The sequence below is a fragment of the Streptomyces sp. NPDC006458 genome (assembly GCF_040612135.1).
In the GTDB taxonomy this organism is placed as follows: Bacteria; Actinomycetota; Actinomycetes; order Streptomycetales; family Streptomycetaceae; genus Streptomyces.
On the sequence record NZ_JBEXPR010000006.1, the window covers coordinates 216,336 to 228,776 of the forward strand.

6 protein-coding genes and 1 pseudogene are annotated in these 12,441 nt (G+C 76.1%); 2 read left to right on the plus strand and 5 right to left on the minus strand.

Annotated features, from left to right (window positions below):
- Nucleotides 1–94 precede the first annotated feature (94 nt).
- Nucleotides 95–1,465, plus strand: coding sequence for a S1 family peptidase (locus tag ABZZ79_RS10740; protein WP_356688557.1), 1,371 nt, complete (start codon nt 95–97; stop codon nt 1,463–1,465).
- A 204-nt stretch (nt 1,466–1,669) separates the two neighbouring features.
- On the opposite strand, the gene ABZZ79_RS10745 is transcribed toward ABZZ79_RS10740, so the two are convergent.
- Nucleotides 1,670–3,814 (minus strand): SpoIIE family protein phosphatase, encoded by a 2,145-nt coding sequence (locus ABZZ79_RS10745; RefSeq protein ID WP_356688558.1) that lies wholly within the window; start codon nt 3,812–3,814, stop codon nt 1,670–1,672.
- 884 nt (nt 3,815–4,698) lie between these two features.
- On the opposite strand from ABZZ79_RS10745, the gene ABZZ79_RS10750 reads away from it, so the two are divergent.
- Nucleotides 4,699–5,307 carry a response regulator transcription factor gene (locus tag ABZZ79_RS10750; RefSeq protein ID WP_356688559.1) on the plus strand — a complete coding sequence of 203 codons (609 nt, stop codon included), beginning with the start codon at nt 4,699–4,701 and terminating at the stop codon, nt 5,305–5,307.
- Between the two features lie 225 nt (nt 5,308–5,532).
- Here ABZZ79_RS10750 and ABZZ79_RS10755 read toward each other — a convergent pair.
- The 4 genes and pseudogenes from ABZZ79_RS10755 to lanKC all read right to left on the minus strand — a co-directional run.
- Nucleotides 5,533–7,098, minus strand: a pseudogene (locus ABZZ79_RS10755) (ABC transporter ATP-binding protein); the annotation flags it as partial.
- Nucleotides 7,002–8,681 carry an ABC transporter ATP-binding protein gene (locus ABZZ79_RS10760; RefSeq protein WP_356688560.1) on the minus strand — a complete coding sequence of 560 codons (1,680 nt, stop codon included), beginning with the start codon at nt 8,679–8,681 and terminating at the stop codon, nt 7,002–7,004. The pseudogene ABZZ79_RS10755 and the gene ABZZ79_RS10760, both read right to left, overlap by 97 nt.
- A 948-nt stretch (nt 8,682–9,629) precedes the next feature.
- A complete protein-coding gene (locus ABZZ79_RS10765; RefSeq protein ID WP_356688561.1) occupies nt 9,630–9,743 on the minus strand; it encodes a SapB/AmfS family lanthipeptide in 114 nt (37 codons plus the stop codon).
- 88 nt (nt 9,744–9,831) lie between these two features.
- Nucleotides 9,832–12,405: a class III lanthionine synthetase LanKC gene (gene lanKC, locus ABZZ79_RS10770; RefSeq protein WP_356688562.1), complete on the minus strand. Its 2,574-nt coding sequence runs from the start codon at nt 12,403–12,405 to the stop codon at nt 9,832–9,834.
- Between the last annotated feature and the right edge of the window lie 36 nt (nt 12,406–12,441).

Consider the following 12,441-nt stretch of genomic DNA (forward strand, 5'->3'; position numbering starts at 1 on the left):
GGCGCCCCCTGCGTACCACTGGCCATCCAGGCGCCCCAGACCCGGTCGCCACCCGGCGACCCACGAGACCCCGTCCCCCAGGAGGTCGAGAAGTTTGAGTCACAAGCGAATGCCGAAGCGCAAGGCCGCGATCGCGGCGGGCAGCGTTGCGGCGCTGGGAGCGGCGGCCCTGCTGCTGCCCCACGCCAACGCCTCCCAGGACGGTGCGGCAGACGCGGCGGCGCCCAGGACCCTGAAGGCGGCAGACGCCTCCTCGCTCTCGGAACAGCTCGCCGCCGCTCTGGGCGACGCCTTCGCCGGTTCCTATTACGACGCCGACCGGCAGCAGCTCGTCATCAACGTCGTCGGCGACAACAACCAGCTCGTCGTACAGGCCAAGCGGGCCGGTGCCGCCGTGCGCCAGGTCGACAACAGCACCGCCGAACTGGAGGCGGCCGCGCGGACCCTGAAGACCGAGGCGACCATCCCGGGCACCGCCTGGGCCGTCGACCCGCGCACCAACAAGATCCTCGTCACCGCCGACCGCACGGTCACCGGCGCGAGGTGGAACACCCTGGAGTCGACCGTGGAGGGCCTCGGCTCCGGCATGGCGACCATCCGCAAGTCCAGTGGGACCTTCAAGCCGTTCGTCTCCGGCGGCGACGCCATCTTCGGCGGCGGCTCACGCTGCTCGCTCGGCTTCAACGTCACCGCGGCCGACGGCAGCCCGGCCTTCCTGACGGCCGGTCACTGCGGCGTCGCGGTCGAGCAGTGGTCCGACTCCCAGAACGGCGCCCCGATCGCCACCGTCGACCAGGCCGTGTTCCCCGGCGAGGGCGACTTCGCGCTCGTCAAGTACGACGACCCGGCGACCCAGGCACCCAGCGACGTCAACACAGGCAACGGCCAGACCGTCGCCATCAACCAGGCCGCCGAGGCGGCGGTCGGCCAGCAGGTCTTCCGCATGGGCAGCACCACCGGCCTGAACGACGGCCAGGTCACCGGCCTCAACGCCACGGTCAACTACCCGGAGGGCACCGTCACCGGGCTCATCCAGACCAACGTCTGCGCCGAACCTGGCGACAGCGGCGGCTCCCTGTTCACCCAGGACGGCAACGCGATCGGCCTCACCTCGGGCGGCAGCGGCGACTGCACCTCCGGCGGCGAGACCTTCTTCCAGCCGGTCACCACGGCACTGGAGGCGGTCGGCGCGACGCTCGGAGCGGGCGAGGGCGAGGGCGCGGGCGCTGGCGACGAGGCCGGAGCCGGCGGCGAGGCCGGAGCCGGCGGTGACGCGGTCGGCGGCGGCGCGGAGGCCGGGGCAGGCGGCGAGGCCGGCGAGGAAGCCGGTGGCGAGGCCGCCGGGGAGGCCGGTGGAGAGCAGGCCGGAGCGGGGGACGGCGCCGACGGCGCCATGAACCCCGGTGACGGCGACGGCGCCGACGCGGGCCAGGAGGACGCGCCCGGCCTGGAGGGCGGCCACTGACCCCATCCTCGGCACGCCCGAGCCCCACTGGCCGTACCCACCAGCGGTCAGTGGCCGCGGCCCGGTCCTCCGGCGGGAGGACCGGGCCGCCTCGCGTCTCCACCGAGCCGCTTCGCGTCTCCTCCGGGCCCTCCCGCGCTCCCGCGCTCCCGCCCGGCCGCCCCACGCCCCCGCCCGGCCGTCCCGCGCCCCCGACGAGCGCCCTCACCGCTGCGCCCGCAACAACAGCAGCGCCACGTCGTCCAGCCGCTCCTCCGCCGCGGCCAGGTCTCCGACCAGGATGTCGGCCAGCCGGTCCAACGGCTGTTCCCCGGCGCCCGCGAGACGCTCACCGAGGGCCGCCAGGGCGTCCTCGATGTCGACGCCCGGGGATTCGATGAGGCCGTCGGTGTACAGGACGAGGACGGAGCCTGGAGGCAGCGCGACCTCGGTCGTCGGGTAGACCGCCGAGGCGTCGATGCCCAGCAGGGGCCCGCCCGCAAGGTCCAGCACCCGCACGCGCCCGTCGGGCCGCAGCAGCAGCGGCGGCGGATGCCCGGCCCGCGCCATCACGGCCCGGCCGTTCGCCGGGTCCAGCCGCAGATACAGACAGCTGGCGAACAGGTCGGAGCCGAGGTCGATGAGCAGCCGGTTGGTGCTGCCCATCACCTGCTCCGGCGCCTGGCCGACGGTCGTGTAGGCGCGTACGGCCGTGCGCAGTTGACCCATCAGCCCGGCCGCCGTCACGTTGTGCCCCTGCACGTCCCCGATGACCGCGGCCGCGCCCTCCGGTGTCGGCACCAGGTCGTAGAAGTCGCCGCCGATGTCCATGCCGCGGGTGCCCGCCAGATAGCGCGCGGCCGCCGTCACCCCGGGCAGCGGCGGCAGCGAGTGCGGCAGCAGCGCGGCCTGCAGTCCGTGCGCGAGCTGGTGCTTGGCGTCGTAGAGCAGAGCCCGTTCCAGGGCCAGCGCGATCAGACCGCTGAGGCTGGTGAGCACGGCCCGTTCCTCGGTGGGGAACGTGTGCGGCTCGGTGTACGTGATCACGCAGGTGCCGACCGGCCGGCCCGAGGCGATCAGCGGCAGATAGGCCCAGGCGGCGAAGCCGTCCGGGGTCGCGTGCCGGGCCGGGTACAGGCGTTCCAGGTGCTCGCGTGACTCGAAGAACGCCGGCACCCCGCTGCTCAGCGCGTGCACGCCCGGCGTCTGGGCGGTCAGCGACGTTCCGTCGAAGCGTTCCACGATGTGCGGGTCCGGAAAACCGTGGTGCCCGAGCACACGCAGCCGGCCCGAGCGCGAGGCGAGCAGGACGACCGCGTGGCCGCCGACCGCCGGGACGATCTCGTCCGCCACCAGTTGCACGACGTCCTGCACGCCCACCGCCTCGGTCAGCGCGCCCGCGAGACTCAGCACCTGGGAGATGGTCACCAGCCGGGGCGGGGCGTCGGCGGCGTCCCCGGAGCGCGGCCCGGACCGCCCCATTCGGGCCACCCCCCGCGCGCGCGTGATCCGCACGCTGAGTCCGGTCGTGCTCGGGTACAGCCGGAACGACAGCCAGTCGCCGGGCGGGCGCAGCGCCACGAACGAGGTGACCTGCTGGCTGAACAGCGCGGCCCGGTAGCGGTCCTCGTAGACCGGGTCGTTGAGCCAGGTCACCGACGCCCAGGGCTGGGTGCCCAGCAGCCGGTTGACGGGGACGCCGAGCAACTCGGCCGCCGCCGAGTTGGCGAAGACCACCCGGCCGTGCAGATCGAGCGAGCACAGCCCGTACGGCAGCCGGGCCGCCATCCGCGCCGCCTCGACCGTGCCGAGGGTCGCGGCGACGCCGCCGACGGGCGGGGCACCGACCAGATCCGGCTCGGCGGCGAGCGGCACGCTGTGCTCGGCGGCGCGCTCCAGCCGCACCGCGAGCCGGTGGCAGGCCGCGGTCAGGTGGTCGCGCTCGTGCTCGGACAGCTGCGCCGGATGCGAGCCGGGCCACGTCACGAAGACCGCCCCGTAGACGGTGCCGGCCGTCGCCACGGGCAGCGCGGCGAGCGCGAACGGATAGGGCAGGACGACGGCGATCCGCGGATACAGCCGGGCCATCTCCTCCTCGCCGCCGACCCACACGAGCCTCCGGTCGTTGACCGCGTCGGCCACGGGGACGTGCGCGCTCAGCCCGAGCCGCTCCCAGGGCGCGGCGAACGACCGCGGCAGTCCGGCCATCACCGCCATCTCCAGCAACGGCTGGTCGGGCGAGAGCAGATAGACCGCACCGGAGTGCGCGTGCACCTCGTCCATCATCGCCGCGAGCGACAGCGACAGCAGCGGCCGGCCGACCGGCGCGTGGTGGGCCGCCGGTGCCTGCCCGTCGGACACGCCGACCACCTCCTCGCCCTGCCGTGCGCGAGAACCCGCCCCGCGCGCGCCGCGCGAGGGCCCCGGCATTCAAATCTGCCCCCACCGGGCCCGCGGCGCACGGCGAGGAAGCGACGGGCCCGGCCCGGCGGGCCCCGCTCCGCCCGCTACGTACGGCCACCCGGGCCCGCGAGGCCCAGCGGGGCCAGGCCCGCGCGCGGCCGTACCGAAGTGCGGGTTCCGTCGCGCCGGCCATGCGCGAGGCCGTGCCGGCGTGGAGCGAGGGCGTATCGATGCCCGTGCCCGTGCCCGTGCCCGTGCCCGTGGGTGGCGGTGGGCGGGGTGTGCGTGAGGTGCGTGGGGATTCGGGTGTGCGGGGCCGCGCGGGCGTGCGTGGGGTCGTATCCATGTCCATGTCCATGTCCATGTCCATGTCCATGTCTGTGCCCGTACCCGTACCCGTGCCAGTGTCCGTGGGTGGCGGTGGGCCGGGCACGCGCGAGGCGCCCCGGTCTCCCGGTACGCGGGCCCCGGCGGGGCGGCGTGCGCCGAAGCCGCACGGACACCCCGCTCCCGCATTCGCTCTCCCCAACGGGCGAGCATTCGCCAGGCCGTGCGGGATCCGGCGTTGGCGCGGGCTCACCCGTGCCGGTGTCCGCCGCGCCGCCCGTGCGCGCCGCGTCCAGGCAGTCCAACGGCATACCCGCGGCCGCGCAGCCCTTGCTCCTGCCCGCTCGGTCGCACCGCATTCCGGCCCACCCGTTGCACGCGCGGGAGCGCGGACGCCCTGTGCGCGCCCCCGCGCCTCTCGATGGCCGGATCTCTCGCGCTCATGAACGGCTGGCGGCGCCAAGAATGGGGCACGCGTTCAAAACTGTGAAACCGGCGGGGGACGGCGAGCTGAAGGGGCGGCAGTGATCCGGGTACTTCTGGTGCATGACGCGTGTCTGGTGCGATCGGTCCTCGCGGAGTGGCTGCGGACCGTCCCCGACCTGCGGGTGGACGACACGGCGTGGCACGCGGCGCCCGGCCGGGCGCGGGCGGTGTGCCCCGATGTGTGCGCCGCGGACCTGGAGTGCGACGCCGGCGACGGCGTGCCGCCCCTGGGCGAGCTGTGCCCCCGCGGGACCGAGCCGGGCACGCCGCGATTACTCGTGCTCGCCGCCGCGCACAGACCCGGCCTGCTGCGGCGGGCCTGGGAGGCCGGGGCGACGGGCTATGTCGACAAGGCGGGCTCGCCGCAGCGCCTGGTGGACGGCATCCGGCGGGTCGCCGCGGGGGAGCGGTTCGTCGACAACTCCTTAGGCTTCGGCTTCCTCAAGGCCGCCGAGATGCCGCTGACCCGGCGCGAGCTGAGCGTGCTGACCCTCGCCGCCGAGGGCGCCTCCATCGCCGAGATAGCCGGGAGTCTGCACCTGTCCCACGGGACCGTGCGCAACTACATGGCCGCCATCACCCGCAAGACCGGCGCCCGCAACCGCATCGACGCCATCCGCATCTCGCAGGGCGAGGGCTGGCTGTGACGCCGCCCAGCCGCCGACCAGGCCGCGGTAGAGCGCCGAGCCGGACATCAGCCGCTCGTGCGTGCCGTATGCGGTGCGCGGTCCGTCCATGACCAGCACCCGGTCGGCCCGGCGTGCCGAGCTGATCCGGTGCGCGACGACGACCAGCGTGCCGCCGGGCCGCTCGGCGAAGGCCCGCTCGGCGCGTTCCTCCGCCGCGGGATCGAGATGACAGGTGGCCTCGTCGAGCAGGACCAGCGGGGCGTACGACAGGTAGGCCCGGGTGAGCGCCACGAGCTGTCGCTCGCCCGCCGACAGCGCGGCGGGATCGACCTGCGCCCCGGGCCCGCCGAGCGCCTCCAGCAGCCCGGTCGCCCCGACCGCCTCGGCCGCCGCGCGCAGCTCCGCCTCGGGGACCGGGTCCGGCCGCAGCAGCGCGAGGTTCTCGGCGAGGGTCCCGGTGTGGACGTACGCCTCCTGCGGCACCAGCACCCGCCGCCTCGCCGCCTCCGCTCCCGGCACCGGCCGCCCGCACACCCGGATCTCCCCGCTCCGCGCCTCCAGCAGCCCGGCGGCCAGCGCGGTCAGCGTCGACTTCCCGATCCCGCTCGGGCCTACGACGGCGAGGTGCCCGCCCGGCGGTACGACGAGGTCGAGCCGGTCCAGGACGGGCGTGGCGGCGGCGCCGTAGGCGAAGGAGACGGAGGTGAGGGCGAGAGCGGGCGCTCCCGCCGCGGCGGGGCCGGGCGCGGCGCTCCGGTGCCCCGGCGGCAGCGCCCCCTCGGCGTCGGCCCCCGCGGGGACCAGCCTGCGCAGCACCACCGCCAGCCGGGAGCCGCTCGTGCCCAGGCCGTGGACGAGGTCGCGCAGGGCCGGGAGCAGGGACTGGGTCACGTAGGACACGGCGCCGACGAAGGCACCGGTGGTGACGCCGTGGGACAGGAGCCAGGGCGCGGTGGCGAGCAGCAGGACCAGGGGGAGCTGGCCGCCCACGGTCAGGGACGCGACCCGCAGCACGGACCAGCGGGCGAGCGAGCGGGCGGCGCCCAGCTCGCCGTCGATCAGGGTGCCGGTGTCGGCCGCGATCCGGTCCTCCGCGCCCGCCGCCGTGATGTCCCGCAGGCCCGGACAGACGGCCCCGAGCCGCTCCGCGAGGGCCTCGTCGGCGTGCAGGAACGTCTCCTGGCGGCGGGCCAGCGGGCGCAGGGACGCCGCGAACAGGCCCACTCCGGCGAGCAGCGGCGGCCCGACGACCAGCAGCAGGACCGGGGCGAGCGAACACAGCCCGACGAGCGCGCCGAGGGCCGTGAACACGAACGAGCGCGAGACCAGCACCAGCCCGGCGAAGGTGTCCCGCGCGATCTCCACCTGCTGGGTGAGCCCGGAGAGCGTGCCCCGGTCCGCCGTGCGCACCCCACGCTCGACGACCCGCTCGACGAGCCGGTCCCGCAGCGGCTCCACCAGCTCCGCGACCGCCCGGTAGACCCGTCCCGTGCCGTACGCCCCGGCCACGACCCCCAGCGCGGCCACCCCGAGCCAGAGCAGCCCGGCCTGGGTACGGCCCGCCAGGAAACCGTCGTCCAGGGCGCGGGCGGGCGCGTACCCGGCGAGGAACGCCTGCCCGGCCTCCAGCACCGACCACCCGCAGAGCCGGGCCACGATCCGCCACCGCGCCCGCAGGAACCCGAGCCCCTCCCGCCACGGCGTCGGCCCGCTCACCCGGCCTCCTCCCCGAACACGGCCCGGTACTCCGGATCCCGCCACAGCTCGGCATGCGGCCCGACCGCCCGCAGGTGCCCCCCGTCCAGCCACGCCACCGCGTCCGCGCGGGACGCCGTGGCCGCGCGGTGGGCGATCAGCAGGCGGGTGGCGGTGGGGCCCGCGCCCAGGAGGGCGTCGGTGACCCGGGCCTCGGTGACCGTGTCCAGGCTGGACAGGGCGTCGTCGAGGATCAGCAGCCGGCCACCGTGCGCGAAGGCGCGGGCCAGGCCCAGCCGCTGGGCCTCCCCACCTGAGGTGGGCGTGTCGGCGAGAGCGGTGGCGTAGCCGAGGGGGAGCCGGCGGACGAAGGCGTCGGCCTGCGCGGTGCGGGCCGCCTGCCGCAGCCGGGCGGGGGAGGGGCCGGGCAAGCCGAGGCCGATCGTGTCCTCGACGGTCGTGCCGAGGAGCGCGGGCCGGTCGAAGGCGTGCGCGACGGCGCCGCGCAGCTCGTCGTGCGTGAGCTCGCGCAGCGGTACGCCGTCCAGGAGCACTTCCCCGGCGTCCGGTTCGGCCAGTCGCCCGGCGAGCGCGGCCAGCAGCGACTTGCCCGCGCCCGAGCGGCCCACGACGGCGAGCGTCGTCCCGCCGGGCACGTCGAGGTCCACGCCGTCGAGGACCACCCGCTCGCCCCGCCGGGCGGTCACCCCGCGCAGCTCCAGCCTGCCCGGCCCGGCCGGCAGCCGGCGCGTGCCGTGCACGGGGGCCGGCTGGGCGAGCACCTCGTCGAGACGCCCGGCGGACGCACGGGCGCGAGCCAGCGCGGACAGCTGCCCGACCAGGACACCCACACCGGTCGCGAGGACCGCGTACCGGGCCGCGGCGAGTACGTCCCCCACCGACAGCCGGTGCCGGGCGAGCAGCGCCCCGGCCGTGGCGAGGACGCCCAGGTGCAGCAGCGGGGCCACGGTGACCGCCTGGGCGGCGGCCCGGCCCTGCACCCGCCACATCCGGTGGCCCGCGCGGGACAGCTCGGGTAGCGGCCGCAGGATCCGCGCCGCCTCCGCCCGCTCGACGCCCGCCGCGCGGATGGTGCGATGCCCGCCCACGGCCTCGGCCAGGGCCGTCGCGATCCGCCCCTGCACCCGCTGGTAGTCCGTCACGCACGCCGAGGTGTCCCGGGCGAGGACGCGCAGCAGCAGCACCAGCACGGGCATCCCGGCGAGGAACACGGCCGCGAGCCGGAGGTCGAGCAGGGCGAGGGCCACTACCGCGCCGACGGGTCCGGCGAGCGCGGCGAGCAGCGCGGCGCGGGCGGCGGGCGCGGTCCCGGCCTGGGCCGCGTTGCCCACCAGCCGCGCGACGAGGTCGCCGGAGCCGAGGCGCGCGGCGGCCCGCGGGCCCACGGCCAGCACATGTCCCAGCGTTCTGTGTCGCAGCGAGGCCGCCGCGCGGGCGTCGACGGTACCGGTGAGCACGCTCTGCGCGGCGTCGAGCACCGCCAGCAGCGCGATCAGCCCCGCGCAGGCCGGCACCCACCGGCTCGCGGAGCCGTGCGCCAGCAGCGCGTCCAGTGCCCGCCCCAGTACGGCGGGGAGCACCAGCCCGGCCCCGGCGGCGGCGACACTCACCAGACAGAGCGCGACCGCCCGGACCCCGCCGACCCGGCTCGCGCTCCCCGGCGAAGCCGATTTCACGAGGCACCGCCGATGCGTGGTGCGTCCGCCTCCCGGACTCGCACGGGACGCCCGCCGCGCGGCGCACCCGCCCGGCCCGGCGCCGCGCCTTCGGTTGCGCCTGCGCCTGCGGCGGCGGCGACGGGAGGCTCGATCCGTGCCGAGTCCGCGTCTCGGTGCCGGGTGGCTCGTGCGTCTGGCGGGTCGGCCGAGGGCGCCGCGCTGTCCCGGTGCCGGGTGGGTTGTGGCGGGTGTGCCGCGCTGGCTCTGTGCCGGGTGGGGGTGGGTTGTGGGGCGTGTGGTGGGTCCGTGGGGGGTGGCGCGCTGTCCGGATGTCCGGTGGGTTTTGCGCCGTGTGGTGGGTCGGCCGAGGGTGCCGCGCTGTCCCGGTGCCGGGTGGGCTGCGGCGGGTGTGCCGCGCTGTCCCGGCGTCCGGTGGGTTGCGGCGGGTGTGCCGCGCTGGCTCTGTGCCGGGTGGGGGTGGGTTGTGGGGCGTGTGGTGGGTCCGTGGGGGGTGGCGCGCTGTCCCGGAGTCCGGAGGGTTGTGCGGCGCGTGACGCATCCGCCGAGGACCGCGCGCTGTCCAGGAGCCCCGTCCGAAGCCCTGCGCGCAGCGCGTCCCTCCGGGGCGACGCCCCGTCCCGGACGTCGGCCGGACGCCCGGCTCGCAGCGCCTCCGCCCAGGCCGGCGCACCGCGCCCGACCCCGGTGGGACGCCCGGCTCGCAGCGCCTCCGCCCGGGTCGGCGCACCGCGCCCGACCCCGGTGGGACGCCCGGGCCGGGTCGCGTCCGCGCAGGGCTGTCGGGACGGTTCCCGCCCCGGTCGTCCGCCCCCGGTCGCCCGTGCACGTCCCGCACCCGCCCGTGACCTCATCCCGCCCGCCTCGCCTTCTCACCGCCGGAAAAGGACCCCGGGCGGCCCCTCCCCTGGGGGAGCCGGCCGCCCGGAGCCATGCGTGCCTCGTCGGTCAGAGACAGAGCAGGATGCTCGCGGCGCTGACGCAGGACAGCAGGCTGAGCGTGCTCGCGTCGCCGGTGGTGCGCTCCTCGGATTCCATCGTCTGCAGGTCCAGAAGTGCCATGTCGGTTCTTCCCTCCGTGTCGTGTCCCGTGTCGTGCCGGTGGGGACGGGGTGGTGGTGTCACGGCTCCGTCGTCGCGGAGCCGCGTCTCAGTGGGTCCGCCGCAGCGGCGGCAGGAACGGCAGGTGGGCGTCGGGCAGCCCGCCGAGGGCGGCGCCGAGCGCGAGCAGGCACCCTGCCGTTCCGGTGGCCAGGTCCATGGACAGGCGCATCATCTGGTGTCCGGGGAAGGCCAGTTGGCCCTGGTAGGACATCGCCGACCAGCCGAGCCCCGCGACCTGCGCGCCGAGCGTCTCTCCGGTCGCCTCGGGGGCGTTGGTGCGGGCGAGGTGCAGGATCATGCCGGCGCGCCCCTGGAACAGGCCGGGCTGGGCGTAGAAGCGACAGGTGGCCGCCGTGACGATCCCGGCGCGGACCGGGCCCAACTCCTCGGCGGCACCCGGCACATGGGTCAGGTAGTCGTCCAGGACGAGCCCGATGCCCGCGCTGCCGTCGCCGACGTACGGCATGGTGCGCCAGCCCTCGTCCACCTCCAGGGCGCCGCCCTCGCGCACGGTGCAGCACTCCAGGTCCCGGCGTAAGGCCGCGCCGGCGGCCGCCATCAGCGCCGGGTCGCCGGTCTTCTCGTGGTGCCGCAGGAGGAACAGGGCCGCACCGCTCGCGCCGCGCAGCAGTCCGGCACGCGGCCGCGGCGTGGCCGGCCGGGGCTCGGCCAGCCGCCGTACGAGGAGGGCGGCGGCCTCGTCGGCCCGCTCGTGCAGTTCCTTCTCGCCGGTCGCCTCGGCCAACTGCCCCAGGACCAGGCCGAGTCCGGCCAGGCCGCCGTACAGGTCGGACGACAGGTTCTGCCAGCGCTCGCGCAGGATGCCGCAGACCAGGTCCAGGGCCCGCTGCCGGTGGCCCAGCCGGTCGAGGACCAGGGCGACGCCCGCGAGGCCGTCGTACAGCCCGAGCGGTGTGCCCGCGGGCGGCGGCGCGGTCCGGGCCAGCAGCCAGCGCTCGCCCTCCTCGTATCGCTCGGCGCCCACACGGTCCAGCGCGTCGAGCACACCGGCCGCGCCATGGGCGAGGCCGAGGCCGCCGCCGTCGGAGAACTGGGCTATGTCGCCCGGAAAGAGGCGGTCGGCGCGGTCGGGGGTGGCCGAGGCGAGGATCGCCTTGACCATCGAGTCACGGCTGTGCGGCCAGTCTGCGGGGTCGACGAGCGGCGCGGGGGCGCGTCCAGCCGGCTCCCGGGTGATCTCCGCGACCGCCTCGGCGAGGAACTCATCCGGGACGTCGGGGAACTGGCGGGATATCACCTGAGCCAGGTGGGCCGCCTTGCCGCGGTCGATCACGAACAGCGTGGTGACCGGCAGGAACAGGGCCAGCCGCAGACAGGCCAGCGCGTAGCGGTCCACGTCGGCGCCCCGCCGGTCCGGCGGCGCGAAGAACCCGGGGTGGGCCACGACCTGCCGCCCGTGCTCGGCCGCCGGGGCGGCCGCCTCGAAGTCGACGAGGCACACCGACTGCTCGTCCGGGGCGACCAGGATGTTGAACACGTGCAGGTCGTTGAAGACGATCCCGCGTGCGTGCACCCGCCCGACGGCGTCCTCCACCGCCGCGTGGATGCGCAGCGCCCACCGTGTGTACGCCGCGACGGCCTCCGGGTCGGGGTCCGCGGTGAGCAGCGGATGCCGCTGGGCGAAGAAGGAGTTCAGCGGGCGTCCCTCGACGAAGTCCATGACCAGGAACCGGTGGTCGCCCAGGGCGAACCAGTCACGGACCCCGGGCGCCGCGCCCGTGCCCGCGACCTGCTCCAGTGCCTGCCGCTCGCGTTCCAGCCGGGCGACCGCGTCCGCGCCGTCCGAGGCCAGCCCCGCGTACGGACGGGCCTCCTTGAGCACCACCCGGCGCCCGTCACGTGTGTCGGTGCCCGAGTAGACCCCGCCGCCGTTGGAGAAGTGCAGCGCCTTGTCGATGCGGTACGGCAGCTCGCCCACGGTCGTGGTGTTCCGGGCGTCGAGGTGCGGCTGGAGGAAGGCCGGCAGCGTCACCCACTCCGGCACCCGGAAGGACGGCGTGCGCACGTCGGGCACCAGCCGGCCCGACCCGTCGCGCACCGCGGGCACCAGCGTGCCGCGCTCGTCCACCGTGAAGGTGCGCGCGAACGCGCCGTAGCGGACGTAGAGCGGACCCTCGTGCCAGCGCAGATCGGTGAGGATGTACGGCCCCTCGAAGCCCTCCAGGAGCCTGCCCAGCTCGCGCAGCACCTCGTGCAGCCGGGCCTCGCCGTCCGGGTAGACGGTGACGAACTTGCCGCTGCCGTCGCGGGCCGCGTACTTGGCGTTGCGCAGGTGCAGCAGGTGCGGGCCGGGCACGAACTTGAACGGGATGCGCCGGGGCACGCAGTAGTCCCACACGATCGCCGCGATCCGCTCGGCGTTCTCCCGCGTGGCCGAGGCGTGGATCTTCCAGCCCTGAGAAGGCCCGGCCGCCGGGCGGCCGGCGTCGTCCAGCGGCGTCAGGGTCAGCCAGTCGCCGATCCGCGCCGCGTCCCAGCCGTCCGGGACCTCCCGGCGCGCCGCCTCGTACACCGGTGCCGGCCCGCTCGCCGACAGTCGGTCGGGCGTGTCGTAGAAATGGCCGTCTGCCAGCGCGTACACCTCGTACCGCTTGTCCATGCGCCCCCCTCGGTCGCCGCACTCCGAACCCTTCCA

Bases quoted from the DNA above. Each gene is read 5' to 3' on its own strand.
- lanKC (WP_356688562.1), bottom strand. From the start codon at position 12,405: ATGGACAAGCGGTACGAGGTGTACGCGCTGGCAGACGGCCATTTCTAC.
- ABZZ79_RS10765 (WP_356688561.1), bottom strand. From the start codon at position 9,743: ATGGCACTTCTGGACCTGCAGACGATGGAATCCGAGGAGCGCACCACC.